General features: G+C 61.0%; 24 protein-coding genes. 14 read left to right on the forward strand and 10 right to left on the reverse strand.

The genetic code is table 11. The features are described from left to right. Positions 1-40 precede the first annotated feature (40 nt). The 6 genes from RC54_RS11245 to RC54_RS11270 all read right to left on the reverse strand — a co-directional run bounded on the left by RC54_RS11245 (position 41) and on the right by RC54_RS11270 (position 5,455). Positions 41-1,168, reverse strand: a complete 1,128-nt coding sequence (locus RC54_RS11245; RefSeq protein ID WP_061789188.1) for a porin — start codon at positions 1,166-1,168, stop codon at positions 41-43. 514 nt (positions 1,169-1,682) lie between these two features. Next, a complete protein-coding gene (locus RC54_RS11250) occupies positions 1,683-2,459 on the reverse strand; it encodes a peptidylprolyl isomerase (RefSeq protein WP_058895336.1) in 777 nt (258 codons plus the stop codon). Positions 2,460-2,549: 90 nt separating this feature from the next. Then, positions 2,550-2,834: a BolA family protein gene (locus tag RC54_RS11255; RefSeq protein ID WP_017451131.1), complete on the reverse strand. Its 285-nt coding sequence runs from the start codon at positions 2,832-2,834 to the stop codon at positions 2,550-2,552. Then, positions 2,831-3,451, reverse strand: a complete 621-nt coding sequence (locus RC54_RS11260) for a septation protein A (protein ID WP_058895337.1) — start codon at positions 3,449-3,451, stop codon at positions 2,831-2,833. Before RC54_RS11260 ends, RC54_RS11255 begins: the two co-directional genes overlap by 4 nt. 49 nt (positions 3,452-3,500) lie before the next feature. Further along, the gene (gene msrB, locus RC54_RS11265) at positions 3,501-3,896 is read right to left on the reverse strand and encodes a peptide-methionine (R)-S-oxide reductase MsrB (RefSeq protein WP_058895338.1); all 396 of its coding nucleotides are present in this window, start codon (positions 3,894-3,896) and stop codon (positions 3,501-3,503) included. A 59-nt stretch (positions 3,897-3,955) separates the two neighbouring features. Then, complete coding sequence (locus RC54_RS11270) at positions 3,956-5,455, reverse strand: protein adenylyltransferase SelO (RefSeq protein WP_061789187.1); 1,500 nt, start codon at positions 5,453-5,455, stop codon at positions 3,956-3,958. Between the two features lie 159 nt (positions 5,456-5,614). Between RC54_RS11270 and RC54_RS11275 the strand changes: the two genes are divergently transcribed. The 7 genes from RC54_RS11275 to RC54_RS11305 all read left to right on the forward strand — a co-directional run bounded on the left by RC54_RS11275 (position 5,615) and on the right by RC54_RS11305 (position 12,286). After that, positions 5,615-6,550, forward strand: coding sequence for a branched-chain amino acid ABC transporter permease (locus RC54_RS11275; RefSeq protein ID WP_058897549.1), 936 nt, complete (start codon positions 5,615-5,617; stop codon positions 6,548-6,550). Between the two features lie 3 nt (positions 6,551-6,553). Further along, positions 6,554-7,777 (forward strand): branched-chain amino acid ABC transporter permease, encoded by a 1,224-nt coding sequence (locus RC54_RS11280; protein ID WP_058895340.1) that lies wholly within the window; start codon positions 6,554-6,556, stop codon positions 7,775-7,777. After that, positions 7,774-8,532 carry an ABC transporter ATP-binding protein gene (locus RC54_RS11285; RefSeq protein ID WP_058895341.1) on the forward strand — a complete coding sequence of 253 codons (759 nt, stop codon included), beginning with the start codon at positions 7,774-7,776 and terminating at the stop codon, positions 8,530-8,532. The genes RC54_RS11280 and RC54_RS11285 overlap by 4 nt, the downstream gene beginning before the upstream one ends. Next, complete coding sequence (locus tag RC54_RS11290) at positions 8,525-9,241, forward strand: ABC transporter ATP-binding protein (RefSeq protein WP_061789186.1); 717 nt, start codon at positions 8,525-8,527, stop codon at positions 9,239-9,241. The genes RC54_RS11285 and RC54_RS11290 overlap by 8 nt, the downstream gene beginning before the upstream one ends. Before the next feature lie 92 nt (positions 9,242-9,333). After that, positions 9,334-9,615, forward strand: coding sequence for a hypothetical protein (locus RC54_RS11295; protein WP_058895343.1), 282 nt, complete (start codon positions 9,334-9,336; stop codon positions 9,613-9,615). A gap of 393 nt (positions 9,616-10,008) precedes the next feature. After that, positions 10,009-11,223 (forward strand): class I SAM-dependent methyltransferase, encoded by a 1,215-nt coding sequence (locus tag RC54_RS11300; protein ID WP_061789185.1) that lies wholly within the window; start codon positions 10,009-10,011, stop codon positions 11,221-11,223. A gap of 136 nt (positions 11,224-11,359) precedes the next feature. Then, positions 11,360-12,286, forward strand: a complete 927-nt coding sequence (locus RC54_RS11305) for a glycosyltransferase family 2 protein (RefSeq protein ID WP_058895345.1) — start codon at positions 11,360-11,362, stop codon at positions 12,284-12,286. A 68-nt stretch (positions 12,287-12,354) separates the two neighbouring features. On the opposite strand, the gene RC54_RS11310 is transcribed toward RC54_RS11305, so the two are convergent. Then, positions 12,355-13,146 (reverse strand): glycosyltransferase family 2 protein, encoded by a 792-nt coding sequence (locus tag RC54_RS11310; RefSeq protein ID WP_058895346.1) that lies wholly within the window; start codon positions 13,144-13,146, stop codon positions 12,355-12,357. 87 nt (positions 13,147-13,233) lie between these two features. Here RC54_RS11310 and RC54_RS25150 point away from each other — a divergent pair, with 87 nt between their 5' ends. Further along, positions 13,234-13,524: a hypothetical protein gene (locus RC54_RS25150; RefSeq protein WP_058895347.1), complete on the forward strand. Its 291-nt coding sequence runs from the start codon at positions 13,234-13,236 to the stop codon at positions 13,522-13,524. Between the two features lie 70 nt (positions 13,525-13,594). On the opposite strand, the gene RC54_RS11320 is transcribed toward RC54_RS25150, so the two are convergent. The 3 genes from RC54_RS11320 to RC54_RS11330 all read right to left on the reverse strand — a co-directional run bounded on the left by RC54_RS11320 (position 13,595) and on the right by RC54_RS11330 (position 17,304). Next, positions 13,595-14,902 (reverse strand): MFS transporter, encoded by a 1,308-nt coding sequence (locus RC54_RS11320; protein WP_061789183.1) that lies wholly within the window; start codon positions 14,900-14,902, stop codon positions 13,595-13,597. A gap of 148 nt (positions 14,903-15,050) precedes the next feature. After that, positions 15,051-15,809 (reverse strand): SDR family oxidoreductase, encoded by a 759-nt coding sequence (locus RC54_RS11325; RefSeq protein WP_061789182.1) that lies wholly within the window; start codon positions 15,807-15,809, stop codon positions 15,051-15,053. Positions 15,810-15,870: 61 nt separating this feature from the next. After that, the gene (locus RC54_RS11330) at positions 15,871-17,304 is read right to left on the reverse strand and encodes an aldehyde dehydrogenase family protein (protein ID WP_061789181.1); all 1,434 of its coding nucleotides are present in this window, start codon (positions 17,302-17,304) and stop codon (positions 15,871-15,873) included. A gap of 303 nt (positions 17,305-17,607) precedes the next feature. Here RC54_RS11330 and RC54_RS11335 point away from each other — a divergent pair, with 303 nt between their 5' ends. From RC54_RS11335 to RC54_RS11360, 6 genes are all read left to right on the forward strand, one after another. Beyond that, entirely contained in the window at positions 17,608-18,384 is a 777-nt protein-coding gene (locus RC54_RS11335) for a FadR/GntR family transcriptional regulator (protein ID WP_058895351.1), read from the forward strand. A 170-nt stretch (positions 18,385-18,554) separates the two neighbouring features. Next, positions 18,555-18,755: a hypothetical protein gene (locus RC54_RS25155; RefSeq protein ID WP_156481267.1), complete on the forward strand. Its 201-nt coding sequence runs from the start codon at positions 18,555-18,557 to the stop codon at positions 18,753-18,755. A gap of 142 nt (positions 18,756-18,897) precedes the next feature. Further along, a complete protein-coding gene (locus RC54_RS11345; RefSeq protein WP_061789179.1) occupies positions 18,898-19,839 on the forward strand; it encodes a LysR substrate-binding domain-containing protein in 942 nt (313 codons plus the stop codon). Positions 19,840-20,140: 301 nt separating this feature from the next. Beyond that, positions 20,141-21,322 (forward strand): GGDEF domain-containing protein, encoded by a 1,182-nt coding sequence (locus tag RC54_RS11350; RefSeq protein WP_061789178.1) that lies wholly within the window; start codon positions 20,141-20,143, stop codon positions 21,320-21,322. A 112-nt stretch (positions 21,323-21,434) separates the two neighbouring features. Next, positions 21,435-23,132: a glucose-6-phosphate isomerase gene (gene pgi / locus RC54_RS11355; protein ID WP_061789177.1), complete on the forward strand. Its 1,698-nt coding sequence runs from the start codon at positions 21,435-21,437 to the stop codon at positions 23,130-23,132. Between the two features lie 54 nt (positions 23,133-23,186). Next, a complete protein-coding gene (locus RC54_RS11360) occupies positions 23,187-23,546 on the forward strand; it encodes a hypothetical protein (protein ID WP_061789176.1) in 360 nt (119 codons plus the stop codon). Positions 23,547-23,780 lie beyond the last annotated feature (234 nt).

The raw sequence follows: 23,780 nt of genomic DNA on the forward strand, positions 1-23,780 counted from the left end.
GCTCTCCCGCAGGAGAGCAATGCTCACACCTCAAGCCGGATCAGAAGATGTGACGGATGCCCACGCCGACGGTGGTCACGCTGGTCTTGCCGGAGGGCGAGCTGGTCAGCTCATACACGGCAGCGTCCTTGGCCTTGTTGTAGTCCACGGTGGTGTACAACTGGGTGCGCTTGGACAGTGCGTAGTCGGCCCAGCCCACCACGGCATAACGCTTGCCGTCGCCGACATTGCCGGTGCTGACATAAGAGACGTTCTTGCTGCGGTCATAGTAGAACGCGCCGGTCAGGGTCAGGGCGCTGGTGGCCTTGTAGCTGGAACCCAGGAAGAAACCATTGTCCTTACGTTGGTTGCCCGGGGTGGCAGCCGACGTGCTGGCCACGGTCCATTGCGAGGAAGTGCCGACATCGCTATCGGCGGCCATGAAGGCACCGGTGGTGCCAGTACGATCCTTGATGTTGAACCAGCCGCCGAAGATCTTGGCCGGACCGAAGTCATAGGAAGCCGACAGGTTCCAGACAGTGTCCTTGAAGCTGGAGTTGGTGGCATCCACGGTCTGCTGATAGCCGCCGCCCAGGGACAGGGGGCCAGCGGTGTAGCGCAGGGCGCTGCTGAACTGGCTACCGGTGCGGATGGAACCGGCCTTCTCGCCGAAGGCCCAGCTTGCCGATGCGGCCACGGGGCCGAATTGGCCGTCATAGCGCAGCATGTTGGGGGTACGCACCAGGGAGGCGGCCGCCGGCAGCCAGGAGTTGCTGGCGTAGTTGCCTACGGTCAGCGGATCGAAGTGGTCAGCCAGCAGGTCGAACAGCGGAGTATTCTGACGACCCACGCGCACCTTGCCGTAGGCGCCTTGCAGACCGACCCACGATTGACGGCCGAACAACGAGCCACCTTGCAGCATGGCGCCGTTATCGCTGCTGAAGCCGTTTTCCAACTGGAACATGGCCTTCAGACCACCACCCAGGTCTTCGCTACCCTTGAAGCCGAGACGGCTGTTGGCGATGGCGCCGTTATCCATGCGTACATTGCTGTTGCCCTTGGCATTGGCATTATTCAGATAGTGGATGCTGGTATCGACAATGCCGTAGATGGTCACGTTGGATTGGGCAAACGCTGCGCCGCCGGTGGTCAGGCCGGCTGCCAACAGCAGCATGGAACTCTTCTTCATAGGTTTCTCTCCAGAAAGCACGATGTTGTGTTTGTGATGGTGCCGTGGATCAGCCTTGTGTGCCTCTCCCTGAAACACCTCTTTTATCGCTGCGTCACGCCAAGCGTGGCCGATCGCAGCCTGTCCCTATTTGGAACTGGATCGAAGAATATCAGAACGATGCTTTGCAAAATGCATGAAATACTGCGGAAAAATTATGTTTTTTAAATTATTTATTTCATTTATATTTTTATGAAAATTTTGTTGGATAAATTTTTTATAAAAATAAATTTCCACTATGAATCACGAGATGGATTTTTTGAGCTGCAGGAGGACATGAAATAGCGGTTTTTCGGCGGATTTCTGGATGTTTTGAATGACTTTTTGCAGCCTCGCGCAGAACTTGTGCATGAAAACGTAGCTAAAAAGCAACATGCCCGGCAAGGAAACCTTGTCCGGGCATGTTCTCAGGGGGTGTGAAGGAAGGCGCTAGGTCTTCCTTCAGTCTGCCAGGCGGCGGCCGTGCAGCGGGCGCTTATTGCACCTTGGCTTTGGCGCGCAGTTGTTCCTGGTAAGCCTGCAGCTTCTTCTGTTGCAGGGCTTCGGCGATCTGCGGCTTGACTTCGTCCAGGGTCGGGACCTTGGCCGGACGCACGTCTTCCAGCTTGATCACGTGCCAGCCGAACTGGGTCTGCACCGGAGTCTGGGTGATTTCACCCTTCTTCAGGGCCACCATGGCGTCGGAGAAAGGCTTGACGAAGGAGGCCGGGGTCGCCCAGTCCAGGTCGCCGCCGTTGGCTGCCGAACCGGTGTCCTTGGATTGCTTGGCCAGGTCTTCGAACTTGGTGCCGGCCTTCAACTTGGCGATGATGGCTTCGGCGTCTTCCTTCTTGTCCACCAGGATGTGGCGGGCGTGGTATTCCTTGTCGCCGGCCTGGGCCTTGAACTTGTCGTATTCAGCCTTGATGTCGGCGTCCGAGACCGGGTTCTTCTTCAGGTAGTCGGCGATCAGGGCGCGAATCACGATGGACTGGCGTGCCAGTTCCAGCTGGTTCTTGACGTCGGTGCTGTTGGCCAGACCTTGCTTGTCGGCTTCCTGCATCAGGATTTCACGGTTGATCAGTTCTTCCTTGATGGCGCTGCGCAGCTGCGGGCTGTCGGGTTGGCCTTGGGCAGTCATCTGCTTGACCATGAGGTCGGCGCGGGAGGAGGGAATCGCCTTGCCGTTCACCACAGCCAGGTTTTGTGCGAAGGCCGGGACGGAAGCGATTGCAAACAGCAGCACCAGCAGACGAGCGGGTTTGAATGTCATTGTTGAATCCTAGAAATGAAAGGAATGAATCAAAACGGAGAAGAAAACAGGAGGGGCTTGGAATTCAGGCGTCGTTCTTGGTTCTTGATCTCAGTTCGTTGCCTCTGACGGGGAGTGCGCCACGATGGCCAGCGCATGGATCTCCTGCTGCATCAGATCGGACAGGCAATCATACACCAGCCGATGGCGCTGCAAGCGATTTTTGCCCTCGAACAAGTTCGAAACCAGGCGGATCCTGTAGTGTCCTCCGCCAGAGGCTGCGCCCGCATGTCCAGCGTGCAGGGCAGACTCGTCCTCGACCAGACAGACGGTCGGCGAGAAAGTTGCAGTCAGGCGCGCGGTGATGCGCGCTACGCGGGTGTCGGCGCCGCTCATTGCTCATCCTTCATGTACTTGGACAGGAACAGGCTCTGGCCGATGATGAAGGCAAACATCAGGCCCATGCTGCCGAACATCTTGAAGTTGACCCAGGTGTCGAGCGGGTAGTTGAAGGCGATATAGAGATTCAAGACGCCCATGACGGCAAAGAAGACGATCCAGGCCAGGTTCAGGCGCGGCCAGATCGGCTCGGGCAGGGTCACCTGTTTTTCCATCATGACGCGAATCAGGTTCTTCTTCATGAACCACTGCGACCCCAGCAGGGCCACGCCGAAGCACCAGTACAAAATGGTTGGCTTCCACTTGATGAAGGTATCGTCACGGAAATAGATGGTAGCGCCGCCGAAGACCACGATGATGGCCAGCGACACCCACAGCATGGCATCGACCTTGCGCCGACGCAGCAGCAACCAGGCGATCTGGCCCAGCGAGGCGATGATGGCGACCGCGGTGGAGAGCAGGATCGGGGCTTGGGTGGCGGTGACGGCGCCGGCCGACATGGCCCCGCCCAGGTAGTGCATCACCAGGTCTTGCGCGGCCGAAGGATGGCCCTCGGCCCATTTGAAGACGCCGAAAAACAGGATGACGGGGAACAGGTCGAACAGGAACTTCATCGGGTGGCTTCTTCAGTGAGTCAATAAAATAAAACCTTGGCGGGCCGGCTTACGCCGGGTCGAAGCGCAGCGAAGCCGAATTGATGCAATAGCGCAATCCGGTCGGCGGCGGGCCGTCGGGGAAGACGTGGCCCAGGTGGGCGTCGCAGACATTGCAGATGATCTCGGTGCGAATCATGCCATAACTGCGGTCTACTTTCTCGCGCACGTTGGCCGCATCGATGGGTTCGAAGTAGCTCGGCCAGCCGCAGCCGGAGTCGAACTTGGCGTCCGAGGTGAACAGCGGGGTATCGCAGCACACGCAGGTATAGGTGCCGGCTTCGTGGTGGTCCCAGTAGCGGCCGGTGAAGGCGCGCTCGGTGGCGGCTTCGCGGGTGACCTGGTATTCGATCGGGTCGAGCTGGGCGCGCCACTCGGCTTCGGTCTTTTCTACTCGTTTGTTCATGCTTGGCTCCTTGGTGTTGAGGGGCGACGGGATGATGCGGCCGGTTCAGGAAGAAAGCTTCAGGAAGAGCAGCTTACTTCGAGATGGCTGGCCCAGTCGGGGGGCAGGTCGGCGTATCGGTCGAACTCGGGCTGTTCGTCGAAGGGGCGGCTGAGGATGGCCTGCAGGCGCGCCACTTCGCTGAAGTCCTTGTGCTGGGCCCGTTCGATGGCGACCTGGGCGAGGTAGTTGCGTAGCACGTATTTGGGGTTGACCCGATGCATTGCAAGCCGGCGCACTGCATCGTCGCTGTCTTCTGCACGCAGCCGGACGCGGTATTGCGCGGCCCAGGCATCGAAGGCGGGACGGTCGAGGATGAGGTCGCGCAGCGCTTCATCGTTGGCGGTGTTGCTGATCTGCAAGTCGCCCAGGCGGCGGAAGAACAATGTGAAATCGACGTGATTGGCTTGCAGGATGGCAAACAAGGCCTCGATCAAGCGGGTGTCGTCGGCCTGCTGCGTCCTCAAGCCCAGCTTGGCGCGCAACAGGGCGTCGTACTGCGCCTGGAAGACGGCTTCATAGCCGGCCAGCGCAGCCTCGGTCTGTTCCACCGAGCCTATCAGCGGCAGCATCGCCTGACCCAGCGCGAAACAGTTCCACTGGCCGATGCGGGGCTGCATCTGGTAGCTGTAGCGGCCCTGGCCATCGGTATGGTTGCAGATGTGGCGGGCGTCGAAGGCTTCCATGAAGCCGAAGGGGCCATAGTCCAGCGTCAGGCCGAGGATGGACATGTTGTCGGTGTTCATCACCCCGTGCATGAAACCCACCGCCTGCCATTGCGCCATCAGCGTGGCGGTGCGGCGGGTGACTTCCTGCAGTAGCGCCTGGTAGGGGTTGTCTTCCTGCAGCAGTGCTGGATAGAACTGTTCCAGCACGGTGTCGCCCAATACCTTCAGCTCATCGAAGCGCTGGTTGTAGTACCAGTGCTCGAAGGAGCCGAAGCGGATGAAGCTGGGCGCCATGCGCGTGACCACCGCCGCCGTTTCGGCACTCTCGCGCAGTACGCGCTGGTCCGAGCCGATCACGGTCAGCGCCCGGGTGGTCGGGATGCCAAGCGCTGCCATGGCTTCCGAACAGAGGAATTCGCGGATCGAGGAGCGCAGTACGGCACGGCCATCGCCCATGCGTGAATAGGGCGTCAGGCCCGCGCCCTTGAGTTGCAGTTCGATGCGGCCCTGGCCATCGGTGGCCGCCAGATCGCCCAGCGTGATGGCGCGCCCATCGCCCAACTGGCCGGCCCAGACCCCGAACTGATGCCCCGAATAGACCGCCGACAGCGGCATGGAGCCGGGCGCGATCTGGTTGCCGGCGAAGATGTCGAGGAAGCTGCGATCCTCTTCAGCCGGCCGTGCCAGCCCCACGCTAGCTGCTGCCGCATCGCTGAAGCCCACCAGGTAAGGGGCGGGCAGGGGCGTGGGCTGCAACCGGGTATAGAAGGCCGGCGGCAGGTCGGCGAAACGGTTGCCGAAAGGGGGCAGCGGATAGGAAAGCGAGTCAATGAGTGGAGAAGAAAGCGTCATATTCAGCCTGTCGCGCCAGAAGCGCTCTGCAATCCGCTATTTTGACAGAGAAGCGCCAATCCCATAGGATCGCTGCACTTTTGCTGGCGGCCGCGCTTGGCCGCCAGCTTCGGCTTCTTCGATCCATTCAATTTCCGCATCCCCGGCAAGGCTGACAATTTGGAATTCGCGCTGATCACCTTCTTGAACGGCCTGGGCTACGGCTTTTTGCTGTTCCTGCTGTCTTCGGGCTTGACCCTCATCTATAGCATGATGGGCGTGCCCAACTTCGCCCATGCCAGCTTCTACATGCTGGGAGCCTATGTCGCCTATGCCATTGCCGGCGTGCTGGGCTTCTGGCCGGCGCTGCTGCTGGCACCGCTGGTGGTGGGCGTGGCCGGGGCGCTGGTGGAGCATTACGGTTTGCGCATCGTGCATCGCTATGGGCACGTGCCGGAATTATTGTTCACTTTCGGCCTGTCCTACCTGGTGGTGGAACTGGTACAACTGGTGTGGGGGCGTTCTCCCGTGCCTTACCGCATCCCGCCTGAGCTGGACGGCACGCTGTTTACGCTTTATTCGACAGCCTTCCCGGTCTATCGCGGCTTCATGCTGCTGGTGTCGGTGCTGATGTTGTTGGCCTTGTGGCTGCTGTTGCGCCATACCCGCATCGGCCTGGTGATCCAGGCCGCGCTGACCCATCCGCAGATGGTCGAGGCGCTGGGCCACAACGTGCCGCGCGTGTTCATGCTGGTGTTTGGCGGCGGCTGTGCGCTGGCGGCGCTGGCCGGTGTCATCGGCGGCAATGCCTTCGTCACCGAACCGGGCATGGCGGGGGCCGTGGGCAGCATCATCTTCGTGGTGGTGGTGGTGGGCGGGCTGGGTTCGCTGGTCGGAGCCTTCATCACCTCGCTCCTGATCGGACTGATGCAGACCTTTGCCGTGGTGCTGGATGTCTCGCTGGCCAGCCTGGGCGTGCAGCTGCCCGCCGGCAGTGCGCTGGCTCCCCTGGCGCGCCTGACCCTGGCCCAGGTGGCGCCGGTCTTGCCCTACCTGCTGTTGGTGGTGATGTTGATCGTGCGGCCCAAGGGTCTCATGGGAAAGCGGGAGGGGTGAGCGGTGAAACGGCTCGTGCTGCCCTGGTTGATCTTCGCGCTGCTCCTGCTGGCCGCGCCGCTGGTATGGCCGCAGAGCGCGGCCCTGTCGCTGCTGTCGCAGATGGGCACGATGGTCTTACTCTGCCTGTCCTGCAACATGCTGCTGGGCGAGGGCGGGATGCTCTCCTTCGGCCATGCCGTCTATTCAGGGCTGGGGGCCTTCGGTGCGATCCACCTGATGAACCGCATGGCCGCAGGCGCGCTGGTGTTTCCGGTGACGCTGGTACCTCTGGCCGCTGGCTTGACCGGTGCGCTGTGTGCGCTGGTGCTGGGTTACCCGACCACGCGCCGGGCCGGTACCACCTTCGCCATGATCACGCTGGGGCTGGTGGAACTGGTGTCGGCGTGCGTACTGATGTTGCCGGAGGTCTTCGGCGGCGAGGGCGGCATTTCCGGTAACCGCGTCATCGGCGAGCCGGTGCTGGGCATCAGCTATGGGCCGCAGATCCAGGTCTATTACCTGATCTCTGGCTGGCTGCTGGTCTGCACCATGGCCATCTACGCGCTGCGTCAAACGCCCCTGGGCCGTATGCTCAATGCCGTGCGCGACAACCCCGAGCGCGCCGCCTTCATCGGCTACGATCCGCAGCGGGTACGTTACCTGGCGCTGATCTTGTCGGCCTTCTTTGCCGGGGTGGCGGGCGGCCTGTCGGCCATCAATTTCGAAATCGTCAGCGCCGAATATGTCGGGGCGCTGCGCTCCGGCACCATCCTGTTGTTTACCTTCATCGGCGGCACCGCCTATTTCTATGGTCCCATCGTCGGGGGCGTGGTCGGCGTGCTGTTTTCCTCCTGGCTGTCGGCCTACACCCAGGCCTGGCAATTCTATCTGGGCGCGTTCTTCATTCTGATCGTGATGACCGCCCCGGGGGGGCTGGCCAGCCTGATCGACCGGGGCTGGCGCACACTGCGCAGCGGTCGTCTGGAGGCACGCATGATGGCGCGCCTGGCCGCTTGGCTGCTCGCAGCACTGGTGACCCTGGCCGGCGTGGTGCTGGCCACCGAAATGGCTTACCAGACCAGCCTGGGCAGCTTGAGCGATACCGCCGAAGGGGCGGCGCCACTGGTGTGGTGGGGGTGGTCCATCGATGTCCATTCACTGCTGCCCTGGCTGGTCGCCTTGTTGCTGGCGGCTGCCGGCACGGTTGGACTGGTGTTCTGGCGACGCCAGGGGGAGGGCCGATGAGTACCGCGTATGCGCTGGAACTTCACGGCCTGCACAAGGCCTTCGAGCGCAGCCAGATCCTGTGCGGGGTGGACCTGCAATTGCAGGCCGGCGAACGCTGCGCCTTGATCGGTCCCAATGGCGCCGGCAAGTCCAGTCTCTTCAACCTGGTATCCGGCCGCTATCGTGCCGATGCCGGGCGCGTGCTGCTGCATGGCCGCGACATCACGCGCGACTCGCCCCAGCAGATCAACCGGCTGGGTTTGGCGCGCAGCTTCCAGATCACCAGCCTGTTTCCCCGCCTGAGCGCCTTCGAGAACGTGCGCTGTGCGCTGCTGTGGACGCTGGGCTACCGCTACGCCTTCTGGCGCCGCATCAGCCAGTTGCGCGACGCCAACGCACGCGCTCATGCGGTGCTGGACAAAGTCGGCCTGGCCGCCCGGGCCGAGGTGGCCGCAGGCGAGTTGAGCTATGCCGAACAACGGGCGCTGGAATTGGCCGTCACCATTGCCGCCGATGCCTCCGTGATCCTGCTGGACGAACCCACGGCCGGGATGAGCCGGGCCGAGAGTGCGGCCATGGTGGCCTTGATCCGTGAGGTCACCGTGGGCAAGACCTTGCTGATGGTGGAGCACGATATGCAGGTGGTGTTCGATCTGGCCGACCGCATCGCGGTCATGGACAATGGCCGCGTGATCGCCTGCGACAGCGCCCAGCGCATCCGCGCCAACCCGCAGGTGCAGGCACTGTACCTGGACCGGAGGCGCCATGGATAAGTCCGACAGCTTGCTCCGGGTGGACCGCCTGCACGCCTGGTACGGCCAGAGCCACGTGCTGCATGGGGTGTCGCTGGAGGTGCAGCGCGGCGAGATCGTCAGCATCCTCGGTCGCAATGGTGCGGGCCGCTCCACCTTGCTCAAGGCCTTGATGGGGCTGGTGCGCAGCCGTGGTGGGATCGACTTCGACGGCGACGATATCGCTGGCCTGCCGACCCATGCCATCGCCCGACGCGGCATCGGCTACGTGCCGGAAAGCCGCGATGTCTTCCCCACGCTCACCGTGGCGCAGAACCTGCTGCTGGGGCGCAAGAGCGGGCGCGCGTCGGCCCACGGTTGGCGCGAGGAAGAGGTGTATGCCTTGTTTCCGGCCCTGGCCAGACGCCACAAGGTGGCCGCCGGCGCACTCTCGGGCGGCGAGCAGCAGATGCTGGCGCTGGGTCGGGCCTTGCTGGGCAATCCTTCCTTGCTGCTCATCGATGAGCCCACTGAAGGATTGTCGCCGCAGATGGTGGAGCAGGTGGCGCATTACCTGGAACTGCTGCGCCAGCGCGACGTGGCGGTGCTGTTGATCGAGCAGAAGCAGGCCATTGCGCTGGAGCTGTCGCAACGGGCATATGTGATGGGACGCGGCGAGATGGTCTTCCATGGGACGCCCGCTGCGCTGCAAGCCGATCAGGACTTGCAGCGCGAATGGCTGGCGCTCTGAGTGTGCAATAGCGGGCAATTCTCGTTGCCCGGCGATGGCTGGCCCGGCAGGCGCGTTTCACAATCGCGTCTTTACCCGCCTGCGAGACCCTCATGCTGATCTGGCCCCTGCTGATTTCCTTTGCCCTGCTTGCGGTCTATGCCGCCGACCGCGCCTGGCTGCGCCATGTCAATCGCACCGACCTGCCTTTGCACGACCCGCATGGCTACCTGGAGATCACCGAACGCATGACCGAGCTGTGCCACGGCGACCGCGCCCGCGTCGATGCGCTGGTGGCACGTCAGCGGCGGCGCTTTCCGCAGGCCACGCAGGCGGAGGTGGTGCGGCTGGCCATGCGGGAATTGCTGGAGCCGCAATCGTCAGCGCATCCCTGAATACGAAAGTTGTTTCATGTAGAAGGATGTTGGGTGGAGATGGGAGAAAATTGTGATCGATATGGGAAGTTACTTCTCTCTGATCTTATTGATCGATCAAGGTCGCAATTGGGATGAACAGTATCTCACCCTCGCTTTTCTGCAATTCAATGGCCACCGGGAAGTGATATGGTCGAGCCAATTCATGGGCACTTGTGAACCAGCAGTGATGGCCTCGTTAATTTCGCGTATGCCAGAGCGAATCAGCCAAGGCGGCAGCCTGTGGTTGCGCCATAGCTGTTGAGCACAACTGGTTAATGGTGACTGGTGACGCTGACCTGAGAGATCAGTGACGACATGGCCCATGTAGTCTCAATACCTTTGTAGAACCGACAACATGGAGCATCACCGAGCATGAATAACCAGCATGAATGCAATCTGTGCGGCGGCACCGAGCTTACCGAATTGATCAACTTCGGAGAGTTTCCGGTCGCCAAACACTATTTGACCAAGCCGGATGAGGAGCGTCCTGTCTGGCCTGTCAAGTTGCACTTTTGCGAACACTGCGGCCTCACCCAATTGGTCGATGCATGTCCGCCTGACGTCATCTATGCCAATTACGTCACCATCAGCGCATGGAAATTCCAGCCGCATCTGTTGCCGCAGATCGAACTGATCAAGACCCTGGATGGTATGGAGTCCGGATCAGGCATTATTGAAATCGGTTGCAATGACGGTGGTTTTTTGGAGCAGCTCAAGCTCCAGGGGTTCACCAATGCGGTAGGTGTTGAGCCAGCACAGGATGCCTACGACCTGGCCATTGCCAAAGGGGTGGACGTCATACGCGACTTCCTCACCCCGGACCTGGCAAGGAAGATCGTTGCCCAGCGTGGTCAGTTCAATTTGTTCGTCTCACGCCAGAACCTTGAACACATGAGCGATCTGCGCGGCGTGGCAGCTTGCATTGAAACCCTGGTGCAAGACGGTGGATATGTGCTCATCGAAGTTCCCAACTTCGAATGCAATTTGCGCACACACGACTATGGACTGTGGGAGGAACACGTCAATTACTTCACGCGGGATACCTTGCGTGAGTTCCTCGCGCGGGCCAATGTCGAAATCGTGCATAGTGAGGTCTTTGTCTTCAGCGGCGAGGGCATTTTCGTCCTGGCGCGCAAGAAGGGGCAGGTTCCTTCCGACCTCAGCTATGTCTCTTCCCTGCGCGAGCAGAATCTGGACTATGCCGCGCAGTGGCAGCCCTTCATCCGGGATATCAACCAGGAGCTGGCGCAGTTCAAGCGTCAGGGTAAGAAGATCGCCGTCTACGGCGCCGGCTCGCGCGGTTTTTGCCTGCTCAACTTCACCCGTATGACCGGCAATATTGATTTCATCGTTGACGATCAGCCGGAAAAGCAGAATACCTGGATGCCTGGTACTGGCCTGCCCATCGTTGGCAGCGATGCCTTATATGAGCAAGGGGTCGACATCTGCCTGCTCGGTGTGAATACGGAGAACGAGGACAAGGTCTTGAAGCGGCACGAGAAATGGATCGCGGGCGGCGGACAATTCTGGTCCATCTTTCCACCCAGCGCTCGGATGCTGCCGGCGTGGCAGAAATACATAGCCTGATTGGGTGCGGTGCGCTGGCAAGGGGGACAGGTCGGACGCCTCCCCCCTCAGCATTGCCTCATCTGCGGCTTCCAGAAAGCCATCTATGGCTCGGCGTCGGGCTTTTATCAGAAATGCGTTCTAACGATAGGACAACATGTTAACCCTTCTCATTCCTACCAAGAATCACGGCATCTATCTGGAACATCTCCTTGCCAACGTCGTTTTTGGTCCGGGATCGCCGGTCACCAATCTGCTGATTTTCAATGACGGTTCCACGGACAATACCGCCGAGATCCTGAGCAAGTACGCCAACGACAAGCGGGTGCGGATCATGGGCGGCACATCGAGCATCGGCGTCATGCTGGCCTACCAGCAGATGTATCCCTTGATCGAGACGCCGTACATGACGACCATCGCCACCGATGATCTCTTCTACCCTGATGCCATGGCCCGTCTGCTAGACGCGACCGTGCGTAATGATGCTTGCATGGGGTTTGGCAAATACCAGATTCTGGAGGACGGAAACCTGTCCGACCTGCAGCATCCGGGCTGGCATGGCAGAAACTTCAAGCGGAGTTGTGATTTTGAAGCCTTGATGAGCTACGACCATTATGTGTTTTTGGGCATCTACAAGACGGACGCCTTGCCACAGTATGGTCTGACCAGATTTCCCTATGACCTGTCATTGAACCGGCTGGCAGCTGCCGACGGCTTGGGCGAATTCCGGGCGCAGGACTGGAGTCTGGCGCTTGACATGGCCATTGCACATCCCGACCGGATCTGTTTTGTGGACGAGTATTGCGGGGTTTTCCGCAAGGTCGCCAATCAGCTTTCTTCGGATGCCATCTATGTGCACACTGGTCGAGCCGTCTATGAAATGGCACTGCTGATCTTACGCCACTTGAGCAATTACGAACTGCGGCAGAGGATCAAGAGCGAGCCGCATTTCCATGTGTCGGTCAAGAACCTGTTCTACGCCAAATTCGGTGCTGTCACCGAAGAGGCAAAGAATTCTCACAACTTCCAGCAAATCTACAAGCCGATCATCCTGGCGGCCGACACCATCCTCAATAACATGTGATCAAAAGAGCGTGCGGTAGCCGTGTTCATCAACATGAGCACGGCTGTTGCCGCTGCCTGACGCTGTCTTTACAGCATGGCCGGCGGCAGATCCAGCCCTAGGGTTCTGAGCATTTCCTTGCGACGCAGGCGCAGCTCGTCGTCAGCCGCTGGCCATTTGCGGTAGATCGACAGGAAGTCCAGGGCGATCGAGCCATTGGATTTGGCGTCGTTGTTGCGGCTCTGGCCTTCATTGATATGTACGACGGGCCCGGAGATGCCGAGGAAATTGAATTCATATTTCAGCACCAGCGAAATCAGGTAATCCCAGTCCTCGTGGCTTTGCAGCGTGGCATCCACCAGATGGCGTTTGGCAATGGATGAAGAGAGGATGATGGCGTTGTTGGGAATGAAATTGCTGACCAGCAGGGTGCGGATGTCAGTGGCGCCCGTATCGACTTCGGTACTGGAGAGCACATGCGTGCCCTCGGGGGTGCGCACTTCCTTCAACTGGGTATATGACACGTAGTTGACTGCATCGCTGAGGAAACGGTTGCATTGGACGATAGCTTGCAGGAAATCAGGTCGATAGCTGTCGTCATCGTCCAGGAACAGGATGAAGCGGCCACGCGCCAATTGCACGCCAGCGTTGCGTGACTCGGCAGGGCCCTTGGCACCGGGCAGACAGAGAAAGACATCTTTTTCGCGCAACAGACGGCTGGCGACTTCCTTGGTCGGAATACTGCCTTCATCGGCGACCAGGACAATCTCGTAATCGACAAAACTCTGTGCCAGCAGCGAGCGCAGCGCGCGCTCCAGAATAGCCGGGCGACGGTGGGTGGTGACGATGATGGAAAACAGGGGCGCGATGGTCATGGTCATAGGTAGGTAATAGGCGATGGATGTCAGGACGCTTGGGCCGGTCGGCGTGAATCAGATGGGGAAAACGTACACCGATGATGTGAGCGCATGACTAAGCATTCGGCCTTGAAGAAGCTTGTCAAGCAAACCGTGCCTTTTGCCGACGATGCTCACCTGATGGACAAAGAGGAAGTGCAGGGTGACGATGGACATCGGCCCGGAGGGCAGACGGTGCAGCAAGATGGGATCCCCGGTGTAGACTTTTATGAGGGACACTATAGCGCCCAAAGTGAGCACTGTAAACTTGATGTCGGGAGCATCGTCTGGTTTGGCAGTCCAGTCGCATATGGCAGAAAGGGGCGCTGCAGCGCCCGCGCAGGCAAGGCAAAGCCAAGATAAGCAGGTCGCTTCCTGCTGGCCTTGTCTGCGCGGCCGAACTGAATGATCACGCCATGTGGCGATGAGCGGATTACTTGTTGACCAGCCGAGCCGGCAGGGTCAGCGTGAGCAAGCCGCCGATCACCAGCGAGGCCGCCAGCACGTACATGCCGGCATTGGTGCTCTGGGTGGTGTCCTTCAACCAGCCCACCAGGAACGGGCTGACGAAGCCGGCCAGGTTGCCCAGCGAATTGATCAGCGCGATGCCGGCCGCGGCGGCGGTGCCCGACAGGAAGGCGGTCGGCAGGCTCCAGAACAGGGGCAGGGTGGTCATGATGCCGACGCTGGCCAGGGTCAGCGAGGCCATGGCCAGCGCGGTGTTGTGACCGTACAGGGTGGATAGCAACAGGCCGATGCAACCGATGAAGGCTGGAATGGCGACGTGCCAGCGACGTTCGCGGCGGGCGTCGGCGCTGCGCCCGATCAAGACCATGGCGGCGGCGGCAAAGGCGTAGGGGATCGCCGTCAACAGACCCACGTTGAGCGGATCGCTTACGCCCGTAGCCTTGATGATGGTGGGCAGCCAGAAGCTCACGCCATACAGGCCCATGACGAAGCAGAAATAGATCAGCGCCCCCAGCCAGACCCGGCCATTGGCGAACATGGCGCCCAGCGACAGGTGTTCCTTCTGGCTTTCTTCGTGGCTGATGTTGGCTTCCAGCAGGCGTTTTTCGTCTTCGCTCAACCAGTCGGCGTCACGGATGCGATCCTTCATATAGAGGATCACCAGCACGCCCAGGACCAGCGATGGAATGGCTTCCAGGATGAACATCCACTGCCAGCCGGTATGACCCCACACCCCCGGCATGGCGTGCATGATCCAGCCCGAGAATGGGCCGCCGATCACGCCCGAGAGCGCGATGCCGGTCATGAACAGCGCCGTGATCTTGCCGCGCCGGGCGGCCGGGTACCAGTAGGTGAGATAGAGGATCACGCCCGGGAAGAAGCCGGCCTCGGCCACCCCCAGCAGGAAACGCATGATGTAGAACATTTCCGGTGTGGTGACGTAGGCCATGGCGCCGGAGATGATGCCCCAGGTGATCATGATGCGGGCGATCCACAGGCGCGCCCCCACCTTGTGCAGGATCATGTTGCTGGGCACCTCGAAGACGAAGTAGCCCAGGAAGAAGATGCCCGCGCCCAGGCCGTAGACGGTGTCGCTGAATTTGAGATCCTGCAGCATCTGCAGTTTGGCGAAGCCGACGTTGACCCGGTCCAGGTAGGAGGCCACGTAGCACAGGAACAGCAGTGGCAACAGACGCCAGGTCACCTTGCTGTAGGTGGCGTCTTCAAAGGATGCGCGCGCGCTGTCGGCGGCTGCGCCTGCTTGGTAGGTCATGTCTCGCTCCAGATGTTGTTTGACGTGTCGTTGTTGTACGTCGCCGGTTCTTTGTGACCGCTTGACGGTGCCACGCATTGTAGTGGCGGTGAGGACATTGTCAAATCAATATCCTCACCGCTTACATGAAGATTTTTACATCGCAAGCTTACACGCAGCGCCCGCCATCGACCTCGATGCACACGCCGGTGACGAACTGGGCTTCATCCGAACCCAGGTAGAGGCAGGCATTGGCGATGTCTTCGGGGGTGGAGAAGCGGCCCATGGGGATGGTGGCGACGAATTTCTTGCGGTTTTCGGGGGTGTCGGGCACACCCATGAATTCGGCCAAGAGGCCGGTGGCCGAGATGACCGGGTTGACGCAATTTACGCGGATCTTGTCCGGGCCCAGTTCGGCGGCCATCGACTTGCTGGTGGTGATGACCGCGCCCTTGCTGCCGTTGTACCAGGTCAGGCCCGGACGTGGGCGGATGCCGGCGGTGGAAGCGATATTGACGAAGGTGCCGCCGCCGACCTGGCGGAAGTAGGGCACGAAGGTCTTGGCCGAGAGGAAGATACTCTTCACGTTGACCGCATAGACGCGGTCGAATTCTTCTTCTTCCACTTCCAGCATGGGGCGGTTGCGGTGGGTGGTGCCGGCATTGTTGACCACGATGTCGAGCTTGCCAAAGTGTTCCAGGGCGGTGGCCAGCAACTGATCCATGTCGGCGCGCTTGGAGACGTCCGCCTTGGCAAAGACGGCCTTGCCGCCAGCGGCCTGGATTTCCTCGACCACCCGCAAGCCACCGGTCTGGCCGATATCGGCCACCACCACGGCCGCGCCTTCACGGGCATAGGCCTTGGCGATGCCTTCTCCGAAACCCGAACCGCCACCGGTGACGATGGCTACCTTGTCTTGCAAACGCATGATGTGTCTCCTTGAAAATAATTTACCTCATCGTTGAATCGACGTGATAACGATCTCGATCTCAACCGTGGCGGATGGCAATGGTCTTCAAGACCGTGAAGCCATAGAGCGCCTCGAAGCCTTTCTCGCGCCCGTGGCCGCTGGCCTTCACGCCGCCGAAGGGCAGTTCCACGCCGCCGCCGGCGCCGTAGTTGTTGATGAACACCTGGCCGCTGCGAATGGCCCGCGCCAGGCGCATCTGGCGGCCGCCATCGCGGGTCCAGACGCTGGCCACCAGGCCATAGTCGGTGCCGTTGGCCAGGGCAATGGCTTGGGCTTCATCCTCGAAGGGCATGGCCGCCAGCACCGGGCCGAACACTTCTTCCTGCGCCAGGCGATGGCGCGGCGGCACGTCGCGCAGCAGGGCCGGGGCCTGGTAGAAACCGTTGGCCGGCACGCCGGCTGCAATCTCGCCTTGCGCCACCAATGGGATGCCATCGCGCCGGGCTTCGGCGAGAAAGCCCGCCACGCGTTCCTGCTGGGTCTTGCGGATCAGCGGGCCGCAATCCAGGTCCATCTGTGACGAACCCACCTTGAGCTGCGAGAACAGCCCGGCCAGACGCTCCAGCACCTGCTCATAGGCGCCGCGCTGCACCAGCAAGCGGCTGCCGGCCGAACAGGTCTGGCCGGCGTTCTGCACGATGGCATTGACCACCACCGGCAGCATGGCCTCCATATCGGCATCCTCGAACACCACCTGGGGCGACTTGCCGCCCAGCTCCAGCGTGACCGGCGTGTGATGCTCGGCCGCGCCGCGCACCACCAGCTTGCCCACGTTGGGCGAACCGGTGAAGGACACGTGATCTACGTCGGGATGTTTGACCAGCAGGTCGCCGGCTTCATGGCCATAGCCGGTGACGATATTGAGGGCCCCCGCCGGGAAGCCGACCTCGGCTGCCAGTTCGGCTACCCGCAGGATGGACAGGCAGGCATCCTCGGCCGGCTTGACCACGCAGGTATTGCCGGCGGCCAGCGCGCCGCCCACGCAGCGCCCGAAGATCTGCATCGGGTAGTTCCAGGGCACGATGTGGGCGGTCACACCATGCGGTTCGCGCAGGGTCAGCACCGTATAGCCTGCCTGGTAGGGGATGGTGTGGCCATGCAGCTTGTCGGCGGCGCCGGCATAGAACTCGAAATAGCGCACGATCGCCGCCGCATCGGCCCGCGCCTGCTTCATCGGCTTGCCGCAGTCGCGGCCTTCCAGTTGGGCCAGTTCTTCCTGGTGATCCTGCAGCTTGTAGGCCAGCTTCATCAGCAGCCGGCTGCGCTCGGCCGCCGACAGCTTGCCCCAGGCACCTTCATAGGCCAGCCGCGCCGCTTGTACGGCGCGCTCGACATCGTCGGCATTGCCGCGGGCAATGGCGGCGAATACCTGGCCATCGGAAGGGTCGATCACAGGGATGCTTTGGCCGGAAGCCGGGGCGACCCAGCGGTTGTCGATGAAATGCTGTTTCATGGTGGTACTGTCCTTGGGTGGTTGGCGCAATGCCGGGCAAGATGCAACACGACGCAACAAGACGCAGCAGGGTAGCCACGGGCAAGCGCGCGGACGGCGTCTGCGGGCGGGCCGGGAAGGGGCGTGTCTCCTGGATCGTTGTGTTTTTTGTGGTGGCTCAATCTAAGCCAGTACGGCAAAGATGTCAAATTAAGTTACTACTTTACTGACTACTTGCCCCGCGAGGCTGGCGGTAAGCCAGGCAAATCCGCTACCATGCGCAAGCAGTGCAACAAGTGCAATATGCACCCACACGGAGTCTCGATGCCCCACACCAGCAAGCCGGCACGCCCCGGCGCTTCCAGCGACATTCTGAACCTGGCCGCCGCCGGCCTCGGTCCGGTACGGCCGGAGCGCTTTGCCGAGCGGGTTTATGAAACCCTGTTCCATGCCATCGTCGAAGGCCGCATCGCAGTGGGCAGCAAGCTGCCCTCGGAAAACGACCTGGCCACGTTGTTCGAAGTCTCGCGCCCGGTGGTACGCCAGGCGTTGGACCGCTTGCGTGAGGATCAACTGGTGGAGTCGCTGCGCGGCTCCGGCACCTATGTGAAGGAAAAGGCCGGATTGGCACCAGCCAACCCCGAGGGCGAGCCGGAAACCCGCATCGGCCACATCATGAACGGGCTGGAGTTGCGCCTGGTGCTGGAGCCTGAATGCGCTTACATGGCGGCCCTGCGCCGCAACCGGCACGACCTGGACCAGATGGCGCGCCTGCTGGAAGGCTTCGAAGAAGCCAATCGCGTGGGCGGCATCGCCCACCATTACGACTATGGCTTCCACGAAGCCATTGCCCTGGCCACCGGCAACCTGCGTTTTGTGCAGGTGATGAAGACGCTGGAATACGATGTCAGTCATGCCGTCAACATGCTACGCCACCTGATGCACATCCCGCCCTGGACGCGTTCGCAGGATGCGATGGATGAGCACCGCCAGATCTTCGACCTGATCCGCGTGCAAGATGCCGAGGGCGCCCGACGCGCCATGCGCGGGCATATCGAGAATGCACGCACGCGCATGTTCAATAGTCGTCCTGGCTTGTAAAATTATTTGACAACTGTAAGGGCGGCCCAAAGAGCAGGAATTCTCCCGTATGGAATTACGCCAATGGTTGTAGGTTCAAATCCCGCCCCCACGCCCATCAACCCCTCCGGGTGATTTCCTGAATGCGTAGCCCGATTCGGCCAACGGTAATTCGCATACTTTCGAAGCAGATGATCGACCCAGCGCCAAAATTTGACGTAGAAAATCACTTGGCGGAGATACTGGCAGGCGTAGCTCAAGCGAACCATGAACTTGACGGACAGCTTGAAGTACAAGCAGTTGAAATAATTCCTGACGATTATCCGAAAAAATCTCAGGTCCAACACATTGCATACAAAATCGCCTGCGCAGTTTTGAAAAATCAAGTTTAGATATCTGCTCTCGGCCAGAAGCGTATAACAGGTGCGCTTGTCCGCAGTCGGCCAGAGGCGGATGTTTCCAGTAATCTTTCAGCTAATTCTGACGGGCAGATAACTGACAACTCCCGCCTTCGCAACCAAGGAATCCCACCGCATGGAATTACGCCAACTGCGCTACTTCGTGGCCATCGTCGATCATGGTTCGCTCTCGCGCGCAGCGCGTGTGCTGCACATCGCCCAGCCGGCGCTGACCCAGCAGATCCGCCAGCTGGAAGACGAAATGGCGGCGCAACTGCTGCATCGTTCGGCCCAGGGCGTGATCGCCACCGATGCCGGCAAGGTCTTCTACGAACACGCGCTGGCGATCTTGAAGCAGGTGCAGGATGCCAAGCAGGCCGTGGCGCAGTCCACCGACAAGCCTGCCGGCACGGTGGCACTGGGCATTCCGCAAAGCGTCTCCAATGCGCTGGCCTTGCCGTTGCTCAACGCAGTGCGGTCGACCTACCCGGACATCACCCTGCAACTGACCGAGGAATTGACCGGTAACCTGATCACCCAGTTGAAGTCGGGTCGCATCAACCTGGCCGTGCTGTTCGACGATGGTCAGTTAGCTTCCTTCGCGGCCACACCCATGATCGAGGAAGAGATGATGTACATCACCCGGGCCAAGTCGCAATACGGCGTGAGCGGCCGCAGGCGCGTACCCCTGACACTTGCCCTCCAGGCACCGCTGATCCTGCCGGGCCTGGCGCATGGCGTGCGTCCGCGCATCGAACAACTGGTCCGATCGCAGGGCATGAGCCTGGAGACCGTCATCGAAATCAATTCGGTGGCCATCCTGAAGTCGGCCATCCTGGCCGATATCGGCGCCACCATCCTGCCAGTGGCGCCCCTGCTGGCCGATATCGAACGCGGCGAGATGGTGGCCCATCCGATTGCCGGCGAACCGATCTCGCGCACCCTGGCCCTGTGTGCTTCGCGCAATATCCCGCTGACCACGGCGGCTGCGGCGGTGGAGCGCTTGGTGCTGGACGTTACCGACCAGTTGTGCCGCTCCGGCCAATGGGGGCATACCCGGGTGCTGGAGCGTGAATAAAGAGGAAATACTCGCGTTTGTGTTCAGTTTTTTTGATGTTGAAGTGAAATTTTCTGAAGCGACGTGATCATCGGTTACACTGATGAGCTGCTGCAGGACCTAGACTCCAGGTCACCCGACATCTCGTCTGTCTATTTGCGCGAGGGCGCACTTGGGATGCTTTCTTTATAGCTCGCAACATGGCGGCTGACTGCCTTGGAAGGCGGTCTTTGCAGGCTCTGGCAGCTGGTTCGTCGCAGGTCTGCGGCGCATCGTTCCAGTCCAGTAATATCTTCTTTGCCCTGCGGGGCAGCACATCCAGATGAATGCAGCTACAGCCAGTATTGCACTGGCCCTCGTACAATTTTGCGGCGGCGTAGTCATGGCGGGCCTGTTCCTGAACATGCCCAGGGAGCACTGCACGCGTCAGTGGGCGCTTTCGGGTGGACTGTCAGCGTCGGGCATCTGCATCATGGTGGCCGGCTATGCCGGCCTGGGGGGCGCCTGGAATCCCTTGCTGCTGTTGATGGGCAACACCTCCTTGTTTGCCGGCTGCCTGACCGCCTGGAGCGGGCTGCGCAGTTTCTACCAGCGGCGCACCGGTCGCTGGCCGGTGCTGATGGTGGGTGTCTATGCCTTCCTTTTTTCGCTCCTGCTGCTCTATCGGGTCAGCTTTACCAACCGCGCCTACTTGGCCATGTTTGCCTTGCAGGTGGTGTTCTGGCTGGTACTCATCGAATTCGTGCGCGGCATGTCGGGGCCGGGGGGGGGGCGTTATGGTGGATGGACCTTCGGGCGCTGCATTGGGATCTTTTCGCTGTTCATCTTCATTACCACCCATCTGGTCCGCTTCGTCTTGTCCTTTTCGCAGCCGGAACTGTTCATCCCGCCAGCCATGAGTACCATCGGCGTGGCTCTGATCTACATGATCCCCCTTTGCGGATCGCTGCTGTTCTCGGTGTCCCTGATGATGATCTACTTCGAACGCTTGCTGGCCGACAAGCAGCGCCTGGCCACCGAAGATGAGTTGACCGGCACCCTGAACCGGCGCGAGCTGGTGCGCTGTGGCGAACTGGCGCTGGCGCAGGCGGTGCAGACCCGACAGCGGCTGACGCTGGCCTTCATCGATGTGGATCACTTCAAGCTCATCAACGATACCCATGGCCACCTGGCGGGTGACCGCGTGCTGGCCGACATCGGCATCCTGTTGCGCAAACACTGCGCCCAGGGTGGCCTGATCGGTCGCTATGGTGGCGAGGAATTCTGCGCCGTGTTCCCCGGCTGGAGCGAAGAGCAGGCGCGTGCCAGTGCCCAGCACTTGCTGGAAACGGTACGCAACCACGTCTTCGTGCATGGTCAGGAGGTCACCATCAGCGTTGGCCTGGCCGTCCTGCAGCCGGGCCTGGTCATGAGCTGGGATCAACTGGTGCACGAGGCCGACCAGGCCTTGTACCGCGCCAAGAGCGAAGGGCGCAATGCCTTCCGCATGGCGCTGGCGGCCTGAACTTCGCCCCTTTCTCGCACTCCTCGTTTCCTACAAGTGAATCTGGCACCGTCCTATGCCTTTCGGCAGCGGCTGGCCGCGTCGTTGGTACCCAGCACAAGGAGTTTCGCGCATGACCAAGTTGCCCACCGCCGATCTGCAGTTGCCGCTGTTCGTCTCCAGCCAGCGTGAATCGCTGACCGACAAGAGCGCCTGGATCGCCTTGCAGGAGCATTATCAAGACAGTGCCCGCCATTTCCAGCTGGAGCGCCTGTTTGCCGCCGATCTGCAGCGTGGCCAGAGCCTGGTGGCCGAAGGCGCAGGCATCTATCTCGACTATTCCAAGAACCTGGTGAGTGGCCAGACGATGAGTTTGCTCATACAACTGGCGCGCCAGTGCGGCCTGCAAGACCGCATCGAAGCCATGTTCCGGGGCGATCGGATCAACGTCACCGAGCAGCGTGCGGTGTTGCATACGGCCTTGCGCAAGCCGGCCGGGGAGCAACTGGTGGTGGAGGGCGAGGAGGTGGTGGCCCAGGTCCAGCAGGTGCTCACGCGCATGGAAGCCTTTGCCGAGCAGGTGCGCAGCGGCCAATGGACCGGTCACACCGGAGGCCGCATCCGCCACGTGGTCAACATCGGCATCGGCGGCTCCGACCTGGGGCCGAGCATGGCCCAGGAGGCCTTGCGGGCTTATAGCCAGCATGATCTGAACCTTCACTTCCTGTCGGATGTGGACGGCACGGCCCTGCTGGAAACCGTGCGCACGCTGCCGGCGCAGGAGACGCTGTTCATCGTCTGTTCCAAAACCTTCACTACGCTGGAAACCCTCACCAATGCCCAGGCAGCGCGCCAGTGGCTGGTCCAGCAACTGGGGGACGAGGCTGCGGTGGCGCGCCACTTCGTGGGGGTGACCAGCAATATCGAAGAGGCCAGCCGCTTCGGCATCGATCCGACCAACATGTTCGGCTTCTGGGATTGGGTCGGCGGGCGTTATTCGATGACCAGCGCCATTGGGCTGTCGACCATGATCGCCATCGGCGCGCAGCATTTCCGCCAACTGCTGGCAGGCTTCCATGCCATGGATGAACACTTTCGCACTACCCCGCTGGAAGCCAACCTGCCGGTCATCCTGGGGATGCTCACGGTGTGGTACACCAACTTCTTCGGTGCGCGCAGCCAGGCGGTGCTGCCCTATAGCCAGTCCCTGAAGCGCTTGCCGGCCTATCTGCAGCAGTTGACCATGGAAAGCAATGGCAAGCAGGTGACGCGACAGGGCCAGAGCGTGCATTACCAGACTTCGCCGGTGTACTGGGGCGACAATGGCATCAACGGTCAGCATTCCTTTTACCAGTTGCTGCACCAGGGCACGCAGATGGTGCCTTGCGACTTCATCGGCTTTTGCCGGCCAGTGCAAGCCCTAGGCCAGCAACATGCGCTGCTCATGGCCAATATGTTCGCCCAGTCCGAAGCCCTGGCCTTCGGCAAGACGGCGCAGCAGGTACGCCAAGAGGGTAGTTCCGAAGAACTGACCCCGCACCGCGTTTTCCCCGGCAACCGGCCCAGCAACAGCCTGTTGATCGATCAGCTCACGCCCTACAGCCTGGGCACGCTGGTGGCCTTGTATGAGCACAGTGTCTTCACTCAGGGTGTGATCTGGGATATCGATTCCTTCGACCAGTGGGGCGTGGAGCTGGGCAAGCAACTGGCCCGCCGCACGGCGCGCGAATTGAGCGACCACGCGCAACCCCTGCATCACGACAGTTCCACCAATGCCCTGATCCATCGCTATCGCGCCCGTCAGGATGGGGCGTCGGCGCAGGCGGACTAAGCCTAGCGTCGGGTCGCCATCATTGATCCACAGCGCTGCCCACGAGGAGACACCATGACTACCATCATCGCTGCCCGTTTCGATTTGCAGGAGGACGCCGCCCAGGCAGTTACCGCGCTCACCGAAGCCGGCTTTGCACAGCGCCATATCAGCCGCTTCTTCGTCAATCCAGCCGGGCAGCATGACCGCTTTGCGCTCGGCGGCGACCGCGACAAATCGCCCGGCGCCCAAGATACCGACAGCGGTGCGGTGACCGGGGTGGCCGATGAGGCCAAGCAGGACAAGGCGCTGCGACTCTTGCGCGGCCTGGGGGCGGTCGACATTGAACGCAGCAGCGGTACCATTCGCGATGGCGACTGGATCGATTTCGATCCGCTCTCGGCTCCCGTGCCGCTGGAGGGACCGAACGGTTGAGCTGACGGCACCTACCTCATAGCATCCTCCAGGCCCGGCAGGCAACTGTCGGGCCTTTGCGTTGAGGGCAGCGTAGCGAGGCGTGGATGGCGCTTGCCAAGAGCCTGCCCGAACGTGCATATTGTGAGTCTATAATTGCACGTAATCATTGATTACCCTGGAAATCTGCTAGCAGCGCCGAGGGAGCAGCGAGAAAGAACAATAAGCAGTACCGAAAGGGGGGCGCACTGCTGA

Origin of the sequence: Herbaspirillum rubrisubalbicans (assembly GCF_003719195.1) — a bacterium.
GTDB classification, from domain to species: domain Bacteria; phylum Pseudomonadota; class Gammaproteobacteria; order Burkholderiales; family Burkholderiaceae_D; genus Herbaspirillum; species Herbaspirillum rubrisubalbicans.